We start from the raw sequence: 12,918 nt of genomic DNA on the forward strand, positions 1-12,918 counted from the left end.
CCTGGGCCTATTTGTTCGGCGGGGTGGGGGAGGGATTGGAATCCGGCCGCACCTCGTTGTTCACCTTGATCCGGGCGCCCTCCCGCAGCTTGAGCTGGCCGGAGGTCACCACTGTCTCGCCGGCCGACACGCCTTCGCTGACGGCCACCTGGCTGCCGCGCCGGTCGCCGGTCCGCACGAAGCGCTTGGTGACGGTCTTCACCGGCTTGCCGTCCGGGCCCTTCTTCTCCTGCACCACGAATACCGAGTCGCCGTAGGGCTGGCTGGTAATGGCGGTCTTGGGCAGGGTCACCACCTCGCGCTGCTCGGGCAGCTGCACCGCCACGTCGGCGAACATCCCCGGGCGCAGGCGCTTCTCCTTGTTTTCCAGGGTGGCCCGTACGGCGAAGTTGCGGGTACTCTGGGCCACCCTGGGGTCCAGGGCGGTGATCTCGCCACGGAAAGTCCGGTCCGGATAGGTGTCCACCGTCAGCTCCACCGGCATCCCCTCGCGGATATGGCGCAGGTTCTGCTGGGGCAGGGTGAAGTCCACGTACAGGGGCTGGAGCGCCTGCAGATTGACCAGGTCCGTGCCCGGCGAGACGTACTGCCCCAGATCCACCTTGCGGATGCCCACCACGCCGCTGAACGGCGCCCGGATGTTCATCTTGTCGATGATGGTGCGCTCACGGGCGATCTGGGCGGACAGGGTCTCCACCTCGGCGGCCGCCTGGTCCACCTCGGCCTGGGAAGTCTGGTTCTTGCTCCGCAGCTCGCGCACCCGCCGGAGCTGGGTCTCCGCCAGGTCCTTCTGGGCCTGGAGCCGATCCAGCTCCGCCTCTTCGGTGCTCGTGTTGAGGGCCACGAGCAGCTCGCCCTTGCGCACCCGGCGTCCCGACTGGAAGCGGATGTCGATGACCCGGCCGGCCACCTCGGGACTGACGCTCACGCCGCGAACCGCCTGGAGGGAGCCCACGGCATGCAGCTCCGGCTGCCAGGTGGTGGCCTCCGCCTCGTAAGTGGTCACCGTGGACGGCGGCGGCTTCATGCTGGCCATCCGCTGCTGCATGAGCATGGCGGTATAGTATTTCCAGCCGAAAATGCCCCCGAACACCAGGGCGAGGGCAATCAGCATCAGGAGCATGCGCTTGATCATGGGCGGGGCTTTCCTTGGGCGGACTTACCGGAGCCGGGCCGATCCGGCGGGACGGCCCAAACCGACCGATCGGTCAGTAAAGACCCTAAAGCCTGCGACATCGCCCGCGGGACGTCAAGACGCGGGCCCGCCGGCGGTGTCCCGGGGACGCGCCATGTCCTCCGGCGCGGCACTCTGGGGCGGCCGGCCCGAACAGGTATAATTCCGCTCCGGCATCCGACGAACAGAGGCGACCCGCATGGAAACCGCCAACGCCGGCGCGGCGCACCGCCCCCGTCCCAGCCTGGCTCTGGCCGTGCTGCCCATCGCCGTAACCATGGGGCTCATGCTGCTGCAGCTCGCCGTGCTCGACGAGTTCGCCCCGCAGATCCCGCTGGCCCTGGGCATCGCCTTCACCGGCTTCCTCGCCTGGACCCGGGGATTCCGCTGGAAAGACATGGAAACGGGCCTTTTCCACGTGGTGCACATCGGCCTGCCCTCGGTGGCCATCCTGATGACCGTGGGTATGATCATCGGCACCTGGATCCTCTCGGGCACCGTCCCGCTGCTCATCTATTACGGCCTCCAGCTCATCACCCCGCAGTTCTTCCTGCTCGCCGCCATGCTGATCCCGGCGGTGGTGTCCGTGGCCATCGGCACCTCCTGGGGTACCGTGGGCACGGTGGGCCTGGCCCTGGTGGGCATTGGGGAGGGTCTGGGCATCCCCGCCGCCTATACCGGCGGCGCCATCGTTTCCGGGGCCTTCTTCGGCGACAAGATGTCCCCGCTTTCGGACACCACCAATCTGGCCCCGGCGGTGACCGCCACCAATCTGTTCAGCCATATCCGCAACATGATGGCCACCGCCGTTCCGGCCATGCTCGCGGCGGGCACCCTGTTCTGGGTCCTCGGCCTGCAGTACGCCGGGCAGAACCTGCACACCGAGCAGGTGCGCACCATACTCGCCGCCCTGGAGGAGCGTTTCACCTTCCATCCCGCCCTGCTGCTTCCGGCGCTGCTGGTGGTGGTGCTGGCCGTGCGCCGCTTCCCCGCCATTCCCACGCTGTTCGCCGGTGTGCTGGCCGGGGCGGCCACCGCCCTGATCGCCCAGGGCGCCTCCTTCCACCAGGTCTTCGTGGTCATGCAGGAAGGGTTCTCCAGCACCACCGGGGTGGCGGCGGTGGACGAGCTCCTGTCCAAGGGCGGCATCCAGTCCATGATGTGGACCATCTCGCTGGTACTCATCGCCCTGGCCTTCGGCGGCATCGTGGAGCAGACCCGGTGCCTGGAGGTGATCCTCAACGCGGTGATGCGCCGGGTGCGCGGCCGCTTCTCCCTGGTGACGGCGAGCACCGGGGGCGCGGTGGGCACCAACCTGATCACCGGAGACCCCTACCTGTCCATCGCGCTGCCCGGCCGGATGTTCTCCCCCGCCTACCGCGGCCAGGGCCTGTCCACGCTGAACCTGTCGCGCTCCATCGAGGAGGGCGGCACCCTGATCAACCCGCTGGTGCCCTGGAGTGCGGGGGGCGCCTTCACCGCGGGAGCCCTGGGCATTCCCACACTGGCCTACGCCCCCTTCGCCGTGGCCTGCTGGCTGTCGCCGCTCATCGGCCTTCTGTTTGCGGCCCTCGGCTGGTACATGCCACGCGCCTCGGATGCGGAGCGTGCGCAGTGGCAGCGCGATGAGGAGCCCGTCATGGTGGCCGGCGAGATGGTCAGCGCTGCACAGCTTGACCCCGAAGGGCTGGAGCGGGCCTTCGACGCCTATCGGCGGGAATAGCCTCCGCGCGCGGGAAGGAGAAATGGGCGGTTACCGGAAGATGGTCGGAGGCCACCCGGGCCAAGGGGCTGCGCCAGGGACGGACGGCCTCCAGGCCTTCCCTGGGAAACGCCCAGATGCGGTCCAGGGCCAGGAAGGGAAAGGCCGATGGGAAGCCCGCCGGGGCGGGCGCCCGGCCGAAAACGCGGCTCAGCATCCGCACCGAGCGCGCCCAGGGGAACCACTCGTTTATATCGCCGAGGAGCACGGTGGGCCCCGTGGGCCCGCCGCCCAGATGCTCCAGCAGCCACCGAACCTGGCGCACCCGCTCATAGGGCCAGAGCCCCAGATGGGTGGCGATGACCCGCAGAGGCTCCCCGTGCACACGGAGCTCCACGTCCAGGGCGCCGCGCGGCTCGCGCCGGTACACGCTCAGGTCGACGTGGTGGATGCCGTCCACCGGGTAGGCGGACAGCAAGATATTGCCGAAATGGTAATCGAAGCGGGTATGGGTGGGCCCCGCCACCGTTGTGTAGCCGGAGGCCTCCGCCAGATAGTCAATCTCGTGCACCCACGGCAGGCTGCCCTGCCGCGTGTCCACCTCCTGGAGGGCGATGATCCCGGCACCCAGGTTGCGGATCACCGAGGCGATCCGGGGCGGGTCGCGCCGTCGGTCCCGGCCGATGCCCTGGTGGATGTTGTAGGTGGCCACTCGCACCCCCACCTTCCCCCCTTTTTTCTCCGGTTCCTCAGCCAAGCGTGGCCTCCCGGTCTCCGGAGCGCGCCGCCCGGGCCCGCAGCCAGCGCCGCACCACCAGGGCGCCGCCCACCACCGCGCCGGTGACCCCGGCGAGGATCCCCGCGCCGGTCCAGTTGGGGTCGAGGATGACCGCCAGGAGGCTGTCGGCGAACACGGCGATGGCCAGCGTCCCGGGAATCATCCCAATCACGGATCCCCAGAAGTAATTGCGGAAACGGATGTGCACCGCGCCCGCCACCAGGTTGACGATGATGAAGGGAGCCACGGGCAGGACGCGGAGGGTGGCCACCGCCACGACACCGCGGTTGGACAGCCATTGGCTGATGCGGTTAATCCGCGAGCCGGCCAGGCTGGTGACGGCCTGCCGGCCCAGCATGGCCCCCAGCGCGTAATTCAGGACCGCGGTGACCAGGGCCGCCACCATGGCGTACCCGAATCCCAGCCAGGGGCGAAGGTAATGGCCGTGCCCACGATCATCACGGCCAGGGGCAGCGTGAGCAGGGACGCCACAACGTACACCAGGATCACTGCCGGCAGGGCCACGGGGCTGTACCGGACGCCGTCCAGCCAGGCGGCGACCTTGTCCGCCTCCACCCATTCCGCGAGCGGGGTCATCTGCCAGATCACCGCCAGGCCCACGAGCCCCAGCAGGAAAGCCACGAACAGCGATGCCTGGCGCCTGCCGGTCTTGCGGTCCTCCGGAGGCACGTAGATCTCCACGAACTCGTCGGGGCCCGCCGGCCGCTCCGGATCGATGACCGCGGAATCGGGCACCAGGCGCTCCGACGAGGCGTTCACGGTGCCGTCCAGGGGGCGTAGACTGCGCCCGGACTCGGTGCGGAGGGACTCGATGGCGGCGACGGGGGATTCCGCGGCCAGGGCTTCCGCCACCTGTTCCTCTGTCACATCCAGGTGCTCCGCGAGCAGGCGGTTGCGGAGCCCGGCGATCACTGCGCGGACCGCCTCCTCGCCGGGTCCCGCTTCCACCGCCAGATCGCATTCCGTGTCCAGTCCCATGGAGCGGTTGCTCATGTTGGCGGAGCCCAGCCGCACCAGCCGATCGTCGGCCACCAGGACCTTGGAGTGGACACTCACCCATTCCCTGCCCAATCCCGGGATATGGGGGTAATAAACCCGCAGCCGGTGGTGCTGGTCCGCCGCACGCAGCTGCCTCAACAGCCGGGTGCGTAGCACGTCCATGGTCTGCCGCTCCAGCCACCCGTCCTTGCGCAGGGGCAGCACGATGGCCACTTCCGGCCCGTCGACCTCCGCGAGCCTTCCGGACAGGGCCTGCCCCACCGCGTGGCTGGTCAGGTACTGGTTCTCGATGTAGATGAAGCGCCTTGCGGCGGCGATGGCGTCCAGATGCAGGGCCTCGATCTCGCGCGCCTCCGGCTTACCCTCGTAGGCCGGATGGGTCCGGGCGATGCCCACGCGGACGTCGCGAAGCTCCGGCTCCACGCCGGCGGGCCAGGGATCCCCCGCCACCGCCTCCGTGGGCTCACGGCGTCCGCCGGCCCGGCTCCACCGCTGGCGGCACAGGTCACCCAGAGCGGCCGCGGCCTCGCCGTCCACCACCATCTGCACGTCGTGGAAGGGCGGATAGGGATTCCCTTCCGGATCCACCCGGATGGGGTCCCCCGGACGGTGCCCGGAGGTATCCCAGCGCCATTTGCTCAGATCGAAGCCCCCTACGTACCCCACGGCATCGTCCACCACCACCACTTTCTGGTGATGGCAGGCGCCCACCGGGTGGGAGCCGTCCATGCGGAAATGGAGGCGCCGATGGGACCGCCATCCCAGGTTCACGCTGGGGATCGGCTCCCGCTCCAACGCATAGATCATGGCGTAGTCCCAGAGCAGCACATAGAGGTGCAGCCCGGGCTTCCGGGCGCACAGCGCGCTGAGAAAAGGGGAGAGCGTCGCGGGCAGACCATCGGGCACGGGACCCCGGTCCAGGCGCAGGCGCCCGTCGATATCCCAGGCCAGCACCCAGGCGGCCCCTTCCGCCCTGGAAAGGCTGTCCACCACCGCCGGATAATAGCGGTGGCCGTCGATCAGGAAGGCGAGCCGATCGGCTCGGCATATCCGCCAGCAGTTCCGTCCCTCGCGCAGGATCCTTGGCTCGTTCGCGCTCATCAGGGTGTGATCCACCTCCTTTCCCTTCACCCTGCCGCACTAAAGTAAGCGCTTCCATACCCGCATTCGCCCTGGACCCGCATTCTCCGTTCGGTTTGCCCCCTTCCCCCACCCTGATAAGCTGTAGCCTCCACCGGCCTCCCCGAACCGGAGCCCCCATGTTCAAGGCCTTGCTGCTCGACGCCCCCGAATCCGAACCCCGGGTGCAATCCCTCAAGGAAGCCGACCTGCCCGCGGGCGACGTCACGGTTGCCGTGGAGTATTCGGGGCTGAACTACAAGGACGGTCTGGTGCTGACCGGTCGGGGCGGCTTGGTGAAGCACTATCCGCACGTGCCGGGCATCGACCTGGCCGGCACGGTGGCCGAGAGCGCCCATCCCGGTTTCAGCCCGGGAGACGGCGTCCTGCTTACCGGATGGGGGGTGGGCGAGCGTCACTGGGGCGGATACGCCGAGAAGGCCCGGGTCCGGGGTGACTGGCTGACCCCGCTCCCGGCGGGACTGGACAGCCGGCGGGCCATGGCGGCGGGCACTGCGGGGCTGGCGGCCATGCTGGGCGTCCTGGCCCTGGAGGAGCACGGGGTGACGCCGGGCGATGGACCGGTGCTGGTGACCGGCGCCACCGGCGGGGTGGGCTCGCTGGCGGTGGCCCTGCTGGCCCGCGCGGGGCATCGGGTCGCCGCGGTAACCGGACGTCCGGAGCACCGCGACTACCTCCTGGCGCTGGGTGCCGGGGAAGTCCTGGACCGCGCGGAGCTGGCGGGCCCGCCCGAGCGGCCCCTGGAGCACCAGCGATGGGCGGGCTGTATCGATGCAGTGGGGGGCGACACGCTGGCCCGGGTCCTCGGCCAGATACGCTACGGCGGCTCGGTGGCGGCGGTGGGCCTCGCGGGCGGAGCGGACCTCCCCGCCTCGGTCGTCCCCTTCCTGCTGCGCGGCGTCAATCTGCTGGGGATCGACACGGTGTACTGCCCACCGGAGCGCCGCAGCACGGCCTGGCAGCGCCTGGTCCGGGACCTGCCCCGCGAGACGCTGGACGGCATGGTCCGGGAAGCGGGCCTGGAGGAGCTGAAGACGCTGGGTCCGGAGATTTTGCGTGGCGGGGTGCGCGGCCGGGTGGTGGTGACTCCGGGGGCCTAAACGTCCGCGGCGCGCTCCGTCTCCCCCACCACCCGCACCGGGAAGGGCTCGGAGACCGCCCCCGCGTAGAGGCTACGGTGCGGGAAGGGGATCTCGATGCCCGCCTCGTCGAAGGCGGCCTTGATCTCCGGCTGGATGGAGCTCTTCAGCTCCAGGTAATGCTCACGGGCGGCCCAGACCGAGAACTGCAGATCCATCCCCGACTCGCCGAAGCCCAGGAAGAGGAACAGGGGCTTGGGCTCCTCCAGGCACAGCGGGTTGCGCGCCGCCGCACCCTCCAGCACCGCGCGCACCCGGCCCACGTCCTCCTTGTAGGCCACCCGCAGCAGCACGTCCAGGCGCCGGATGGGGAACTGGGTGAGGTTGGTCACCTCGGACTTGATCATGGTCTCGTTGGGAATGCGCACAAAGAGGTTGTCGAAGGTGCGCAGCTTCACGGACAAAAGATCCACGGCCAGCACCTCGCCGGTGTAGCCTCCCACCTGGATGATGTCCCCCACCACGAAGGGCTGCTCCCCGATCAGGAACAGGCCGCTGATGATATTGGAGGCGGAGGTCTGGGAGGCAAAGCCCACGGCCACGGTCAGGATGCCGGCGGCGCCCAGCAGCACACCGAGCTCGAAGCCCAGCTCGCGCAGCGCGGACACCACCGTCAAGCCCGCCACCATGTAGAAGATAGCGCGGCGGATGACCATGGCGCGCTGGGCATTGGCGTAGCGCGCCGAGGCGCGGACCACGGCCACGCTGGCCAATTTGGCCAGGAGGAAGCCCACGCCCAGGATCAGGAGCGCGCGAACCACCGTCCAGACCCGGTCGTCGACCAGCCACGCCCCCAGGCCGTTTCCCAGCGATTCCATGGTTCACCAGCCTCCCGGTCTGTCTCTCAGGGACGATCCTGGCGAGCCAGCGCCAGCAGCACCACCACCGCACCACCCAGCAGCAGCTCCGGGCCGAACACCCAAAGCGCCAGGGGCACGGCCAGATAATAGGCCCGCATGCCCAGGGTGTAGTGTACACCGCCCTGGTTCAGGCCCCTCGCCACCGTTTCCGGGGTCACCCGGGGATCCCGTCCAGCCGGCAGGGCCAGCTGGTAGGCGGCGTGGTTGTAATAGCGGATGGCCAGGGCGAAGTTGAAAAAGGCGAACAGGAACACCCCCGCCACCGCCATGAGCTTGATCAGGGTAAAGCGGGCATCCGCCCCTTCCAGGAAGGTGAGCAGGCGGGAGACCTCCAGGGCGCGGGCGCTGGTGGCGGCAATGCTCAGGATGCCGAGGGCGATCAGCATGGCGGTGGAGGCCAGAAAGGTGGCGGCCATGGTCCAGTTGCGGAGCGTTTGGACCGCCAGGATGTCCCGGCGCTCCGCCATCACCAGCTCCACCCATACGTCCCGGACGCGGCGGGCCACGCCGAGCGCGGTGGTCTCCGGGGCGGCGCGCATCCGGTGGAGCAGACGGAGATGGTAGCCCGCCAACAGGAGGAAGGCCAGGATGGGCAGGCCCGCCTCCAGGAGCACGTGGATACGCATTCCTAGCCGATCAGGGAGCTGAGCGCCCGGACCAGCCGATTACGCTCCGGGCGGCTGCGGGGCTCGTGCAGTGGCTTCGCCCGCCGGGCCTCGGCGGGCTTCGCTTTCTCCATGACCACCGCCGCGGAGTCGGAATCGGGCCCCAGGGTAAGGGTCACATTCTCCGTCCACAGCCGGCCGTCGCCGCCCTCATACAGCGTCAGGTTGGGCACCGGCAGGTTGAGCCGCTCCATGGGCATGGGGGTCCGGGTCTCGTTGCGCAGCCGCACCCTGGTTATCGCCCAGTGCGGAGTGGGGGGCAGCCCGTCCGGATCCAGCCGGGCCTGGGTGCGGGCGGCATAGGCCAGCTCCCCCTCGCGGGTGGTGGGCCCGAACCAGGTATCGGAAGGCCGGGATACCGGCATCTCCCGCAGAAGACGGCGCTCCTCGCCCGTTTCCAGCCGCACCCAAAGCGGGCTGCTAACGTAGAGACACACCTCCGCTCCGGCGAGGATGAACAGGGGACTGTCCGGCCGGGCCACCACCGAGCGGTCCGCCAGGTAGGGCGTCAGCACCACGGTCTCTGCCGTCTTCCCCACCACATACCGCAGGCGCTGCTCCTCCGGGACCCCCGGCCCACTCGGGGCCGGTACGGAAACGGCCGCCGGCCGATCCTCGGCTCCGGAGCCCGGCAGATCCACCAGGGTCCACTCGGACGGCAGGCGCCGGAGCCAGAGATCGAGCGGACCGACCGCCCAGTGTCCCCATTCCCCCAGGGCGAGCTGGAAGCGCCCCCACCAGGAGGCTGCCGTTTCCTCCACTGCTACTGGCGACTCCACCCGGCGGACCCTCCCGTCCTCGCGCTTGATGGGGTTCTCCCGTACTACCGCCCCACCAACCTAACGAAGTCCCCGAGCCGGGGGAAGCCCGCAAGCCTTTTTTCAGAGGAGCGAACATCACCGCCGCACCGGAATCCAGGGGCCGTCCTCCCCGACCTGACGGACGGAGCCAGGCTTCCGTAGCTCAGCCGTCTCCGTCCGGATGTCCGATGAAGCGGGCAGACGGGTCCCGAACAGGTATCCCTGCCCCGCCACGCAGCCCTTGGCCTGGACCCGCTCCTCCTGATTCGGCTCCTCGACCCCTTCGGCGTTGGAGCGCAGATCCAGCATGGAGGACCTCCGCAGGAGGGTGTCGGTAATGGTCCGGCTCGGGGCGTTCCAGGACAGATCCTGGATGAAGGGCTTGTCCACCTTCCGCGTCTAAACCGGAAGCTGCTTGAGGTTGATTCGCGAGGAATGGCCGGTCCCGAAATCGTCCACGGCGAACTGGACGCGCCGGGCGTTCAGGGCCGCCTGAAGGATCCAGGCACCCAGCTGGAGGTTGGGATACCCCATTGACGGGAGAGACAGAGCCCCGGCCACGGGACCGAGGCGGGCAATTGACCGGCGCACCGCAAGGGGAGCATGGTTGCCGACACCGGCCGCATTCCCATGCGGCGTTCCACGACACGGCATGCGGCGGTTCCGGAAGGAACCGTTCGGAATCATAAAGGGCAGAACATGGAAGGCCCCGCCACCCCGTCCAACGAAACGGAGCGGCAAGCCTGCGTTACCGCGCTCGGACTCACAAGCCCGGAGGTGGAGGAGAGCTTCGACCGTATCACGAGGCTGCTGGCCCAGGTCCTGGAGGTACCCATCACGGCGTTTTCGCTGATCGACGGGGACCGGCAGTTCTTCAAATCCTGCACGGGCCTGAACATCCAGGAGACCCCGCGCCAGGTTTCCTTCTGCGGGCATACCATCCTCCAGGACGACATCCTGGTCATCGAGGATGCGACGCAGCACTCCGGCTTCCGGGACAACCCCCTCGTCCAGGAGGCGCCCCATATCGGCTTCTACGCCGGTATCCCGGTCCGGTCCCCGGAGGGGCACAAGGTCGGCAGCCTCTGCGCCATCGACAACCGGGCCCGGGCGTTCACCGAATCCATGAAGCAGTTCATCATCGATCTGCGGACCCTCCTGGAGAACGAGCTCCTGCTCCGTTCCGAGGCCATTCGTGACCATCTCACCGGCTTGTACAACCGACGCCACTTCGATGCCGTCCTCGACCAGGAATGGCGCCGCGCCTTGCGCCTGGAGGGCCACATCGGCCTGGTGCTGGCCGACATCGATTACTTCAAGAGCTACAACGACCGCTACGGCCATCACCAGGGTGATGCCTGCCTGCAGCGCGTGGCGCGGGCCCTGCGGTCGCAGTGCCGGAGGGCGGGGGATGTGGTCTTCCGGCTGGGCGGAGAGGAATTCGCCATCCTGATACCCGACAGCTCGGAATACGGTACCCGGGACCTGGGGGAGCGCGCCAAGCGGGCCGTGAAGGAGCTGAACCTCCCCCACCAGGGCGCCCCGCTCGCACAGGTCACCTTGAGCGCAGGGGCGGTTACGGCGAAGTCGGCGCAAGTGCCCTCGGCAACGCCCAAGCAGTTCTCCCGCAAGGCGGATTCCCTGCTCTACGAGGCGAAGGCCCGTGGCCGGGACCTAATGGTCGCCGATTTCCTGACGGAAGAGTAACCGGTTCGCAAGCGGCTTATTCCGTCTGCAGGGGAAGCCGGATCCGGAAGGTGGCCCCTTCCCCGGAGGCATTGCGCCTCGCCTCCAGCCGGCCGCCATGGCCCTCGAGTATGGAATAGGCTACCCAGAGCCCTAGCCCGATGCCCCCCTTCTTGGTGGTGAAGAAGGGCCGCACCAGGGCATCCGTGTCCATCTCATCGGGGAGGCCCGGGCCCTCGTCCACCACCTCCACCACCACCTGGCTCCCTTCCCGGCGGGAGTTGAGGAAAACCGGACTCGGATTCGCGGGGGCGCTTTCCAGATTCGCCTCGCGGGCGTTATGGATCAGGTTGTGGAGGACCTCCTGGAGCTGGAGCCAATCGCCGACCACGGGCGGCAGGTCCTCCGCCAACCGCAGGCGGACGGGTATCTGACCGGTGGTGGTGGAATCCTTCAGGAACGGCGGCAGCCGGCGGATCAGGTCGTTCAGATCCAGGGCGCGGAAATCGGGCCCCTCCCCCTTCAGGAACTTCCGGACGTGGACGACGATGTCGCTGGCCTTGCGGGTCTCCTCGCTGATGTTCTCCAGCAGCCCCCGCATGTGCGCGGATTCCGGGCACTCCCGCGCGATCAGTTGGTTTCCGGCGGCGGCATAATTGGTCAGCGAGGCCAGGGGCTGATTGAGCTGATGCGCCAGCAGGGAAGCCAGCCCCTCCATGGATATCAGCCGGCTGATGCTGCGGAGCTGCTCGGCATACTGGCGCCTCTTCTCCTCGGACAGATTCTGCACGGACTGATCGATGCCCACGATGGAGAACCGGCCCACCCCGCCGAGCTTGTCGTAATGGGCCACCACCGTGACCAGGAACGGCACTTCCCGGCCCACCTTATCCAACAGGGCGCTCTCCCCCACCCAGTACCCTTCCCGGGCGGCGGCGGGCAATGCCTCCTCCCGCATGACCTGGAAGGCCCACTCCGGGTGGGTTCCGCGCACCGTGACATTGGTGGACTGGTCCGCACCCAGCAGGTCCTTGGCGTAACGGTTGTGGTAGAGGAACTCCAGGTGGTCGTCGCACATGCCGATCAGGCCGGGGAAGGACTCGAGGACCTGCATGAGCTGATCGGCGAACTCCTCGCTCTGCTTGAGCCGGGTGAGATCGGTGATGAAGACGATGGAGGCCACCGGGCTTCCCTGCCCCTCGTAGCAGGTAGTGGCGTTGGCCAGCACCGGCACCCGGCGGCCGTCACGGGCCACGAAACGGACCTCGTAGAGGCGGCTGCCCTTTTCCCCGCGCCGCTCGGCCTCGCGCCAGAAGGTCCCCTGGTCATTCAGGTCCAGCCAGGAATCCGGCCGCTCCCCGAGCAGCTCGCATCGGGGCCGGTCCAGCATCCGGCACAGGGCCTCGTTGACCTCCAGCGCCTCCAGGGACTCGAAGTCCACCAGGAGGAAGCCCTCGGTTGAATAGTGGAAGATGTGCTGGAGCAGCCGCCACGCACCCACTCCGATCCACTGCTGGTAGCCCGGCTCCCAGGAACCGGCCGCCGAGATCTCCCGGACGAGCACGTGCAGCCAGGTACGGCCCGCCAGACCCAGCACCATGCCCCGCAGCTGCAGCGTCCCGCCCCCGCCTTCTTGCGCGTCACCGCGGGACAGGTGCAGGGAGTCGCTCTGCCGTGCCTCTACGCGGTCCAGAAACGCCGCAACCTTCCCCTCCGAGCCGGGGAACAGCTTCGGGAACGGCATTTCCCGGAAATCCGCGCCGTTGAATCCGGAGAAGCCCCGGGCAGCGGGGTTGGCGTAATGGACGGCGCGGGTCTGCGGATCGAGCACCAGACGCGGAAGGGAGCCGTCCCAGAAGAGCTGCTCGAACAGGCGCGTCTCGGGAGCAGGCTCTGAATTCGGGGTCGCGTGCATGGCTGCCCTCCTGAGGCGGGGATGGCGGATGCCCGCGCA

13 protein-coding genes are annotated in these 12,918 nt (G+C 68.7%); 3 read left to right on the forward strand and 10 right to left on the reverse strand.

The features are described from left to right. Window positions 1–7: 7 nt before the first annotated feature. The gene (locus ACERLL_RS10980) at window positions 8–1,135 is read right to left on the reverse strand and encodes an efflux RND transporter periplasmic adaptor subunit (RefSeq protein WP_373656141.1); all 1,128 of its coding nucleotides are present in this window, start codon (window positions 1,133–1,135) and stop codon (window positions 8–10) included. Window positions 1,136–1,373: 238 nt separating this feature from the next. On the opposite strand from ACERLL_RS10980, the gene nhaC reads away from it, so the two are divergent. Continuing rightward, a complete protein-coding gene (nhaC, locus tag ACERLL_RS10985; RefSeq protein ID WP_373656142.1) occupies window positions 1,374–2,897 on the forward strand; it encodes a Na+/H+ antiporter NhaC in 1,524 nt (507 codons plus the stop codon). On the opposite strand, the gene ACERLL_RS10990 is transcribed toward nhaC, so the two are convergent. Genes ACERLL_RS10990 through ACERLL_RS11000 form a run of 3 tightly spaced genes read right to left on the reverse strand, consistent with a single transcriptional unit; the run spans window position 2,833 to window position 5,775 of the window. Further along, window positions 2,833–3,633, reverse strand: a complete 801-nt coding sequence (locus ACERLL_RS10990; RefSeq protein ID WP_373656143.1) for an endonuclease/exonuclease/phosphatase family protein — start codon at window positions 3,631–3,633, stop codon at window positions 2,833–2,835. The two genes, nhaC and ACERLL_RS10990, sit on opposite strands and share 65 nt — an antisense overlap. After that, entirely contained in the window at window positions 3,626–4,060 is a 435-nt protein-coding gene (locus ACERLL_RS10995; RefSeq protein ID WP_373656144.1) for a TVP38/TMEM64 family protein, read from the reverse strand. The genes ACERLL_RS10990 and ACERLL_RS10995 overlap by 8 nt, the downstream gene beginning before the upstream one ends. Continuing rightward, a complete protein-coding gene (locus ACERLL_RS11000; protein WP_373656145.1) occupies window positions 4,030–5,775 on the reverse strand; it encodes a phospholipase D-like domain-containing protein in 1,746 nt (581 codons plus the stop codon). The genes ACERLL_RS10995 and ACERLL_RS11000 overlap by 31 nt, the downstream gene beginning before the upstream one ends. A 158-nt stretch (window positions 5,776–5,933) precedes the next feature. Here ACERLL_RS11000 and ACERLL_RS11005 point away from each other — a divergent pair, with 158 nt between their 5' ends. Further along, window positions 5,934–6,914, forward strand: a complete 981-nt coding sequence (locus tag ACERLL_RS11005; RefSeq protein WP_373656146.1) for an MDR family oxidoreductase — start codon at window positions 5,934–5,936, stop codon at window positions 6,912–6,914. Here ACERLL_RS11005 and ACERLL_RS11010 read toward each other — a convergent pair. The 5 genes from ACERLL_RS11010 to ACERLL_RS11030 all read right to left on the reverse strand — a co-directional run bounded on the left by ACERLL_RS11010 (window position 6,911) and on the right by ACERLL_RS11030 (window position 9,812). Further along, a complete protein-coding gene (locus ACERLL_RS11010) occupies window positions 6,911–7,771 on the reverse strand; it encodes a mechanosensitive ion channel family protein (protein WP_373656147.1) in 861 nt (286 codons plus the stop codon). The genes ACERLL_RS11005 and ACERLL_RS11010 overlap by 4 nt on opposite strands. Window positions 7,772–7,797: 26 nt before the next feature. Beyond that, window positions 7,798–8,439, reverse strand: coding sequence for a DUF599 domain-containing protein (locus tag ACERLL_RS11015; RefSeq protein WP_373656148.1), 642 nt, complete (start codon window positions 8,437–8,439; stop codon window positions 7,798–7,800). A gap of 2 nt (window positions 8,440–8,441) precedes the next feature. After that, window positions 8,442–9,257: a hypothetical protein gene (locus tag ACERLL_RS11020; RefSeq protein ID WP_373656149.1), complete on the reverse strand. Its 816-nt coding sequence runs from the start codon at window positions 9,255–9,257 to the stop codon at window positions 8,442–8,444. 117 nt (window positions 9,258–9,374) lie between these two features. Beyond that, window positions 9,375–9,668 carry an EAL domain-containing protein gene (locus ACERLL_RS11025; protein ID WP_373656150.1) on the reverse strand — a complete coding sequence of 98 codons (294 nt, stop codon included), beginning with the start codon at window positions 9,666–9,668 and terminating at the stop codon, window positions 9,375–9,377. Window positions 9,669–9,677: 9 nt separating this feature from the next. Further along, complete coding sequence (locus ACERLL_RS11030; RefSeq protein ID WP_373656151.1) at window positions 9,678–9,812, reverse strand: hypothetical protein; 135 nt, start codon at window positions 9,810–9,812, stop codon at window positions 9,678–9,680. 165 nt (window positions 9,813–9,977) lie between these two features. On the opposite strand from ACERLL_RS11030, the gene ACERLL_RS11035 reads away from it, so the two are divergent. Further along, the gene (locus tag ACERLL_RS11035; protein ID WP_373656152.1) at window positions 9,978–10,985 is read left to right on the forward strand and encodes a diguanylate cyclase domain-containing protein; all 1,008 of its coding nucleotides are present in this window, start codon (window positions 9,978–9,980) and stop codon (window positions 10,983–10,985) included. Between the two features lie 16 nt (window positions 10,986–11,001). Here the strand turns inward: ACERLL_RS11035 and ACERLL_RS11040 are convergent, their stop codons facing one another. After that, window positions 11,002–12,879, reverse strand: a complete 1,878-nt coding sequence (locus tag ACERLL_RS11040) for an ATP-binding protein (RefSeq protein WP_373656153.1) — start codon at window positions 12,877–12,879, stop codon at window positions 11,002–11,004. Between the last annotated feature and the right edge of the window lie 39 nt (window positions 12,880–12,918).

The organism is Thiohalorhabdus sp. Cl-TMA (assembly GCF_041821045.1).
Classification (GTDB): Bacteria; Pseudomonadota; Gammaproteobacteria; order Thiohalorhabdales; family Thiohalorhabdaceae; genus Thiohalorhabdus; species Thiohalorhabdus methylotropha.

Bases quoted from the DNA above. Each gene is read 5' to 3' on its own strand.
- ACERLL_RS11010 (WP_373656147.1), bottom strand. From the start codon at position 7,771: ATGGAATCGCTGGGAAACGGCCTGGGGGCGTGGCTGGTCGACGACCGG.
- ACERLL_RS11030 (WP_373656151.1), bottom strand. From the start codon at position 9,812: ATGGGGTATCCCAACCTCCAGCTGGGTGCCTGGATCCTTCAGGCGGCC.
- ACERLL_RS11040 (WP_373656153.1), bottom strand. From the start codon at position 12,879: ATGCACGCGACCCCGAATTCAGAGCCTGCTCCCGAGACGCGCCTGTTC.
- nhaC (WP_373656142.1), top strand. From the start codon at position 1,374: ATGGAAACCGCCAACGCCGGCGCGGCGCACCGCCCCCGTCCCAGCCTG.
- ACERLL_RS10995 (WP_373656144.1), bottom strand. From the start codon at position 4,060: ATGGTGGCGGCCCTGGTCACCGCGGTCCTGAATTACGCGCTGGGGGCC.
- ACERLL_RS11000 (WP_373656145.1), bottom strand. From the start codon at position 5,775: ATGAGCGCGAACGAGCCAAGGATCCTGCGCGAGGGACGGAACTGCTGG.
- ACERLL_RS11015 (WP_373656148.1), bottom strand. From the start codon at position 8,439: ATGCGTATCCACGTGCTCCTGGAGGCGGGCCTGCCCATCCTGGCCTTC.
- ACERLL_RS11035 (WP_373656152.1), top strand. From the start codon at position 9,978: ATGGAAGGCCCCGCCACCCCGTCCAACGAAACGGAGCGGCAAGCCTGC.
- ACERLL_RS10980 (WP_373656141.1), bottom strand. From the start codon at position 1,135: ATGATCAAGCGCATGCTCCTGATGCTGATTGCCCTCGCCCTGGTGTTC.
- ACERLL_RS11005 (WP_373656146.1), top strand. From the start codon at position 5,934: ATGTTCAAGGCCTTGCTGCTCGACGCCCCCGAATCCGAACCCCGGGTG.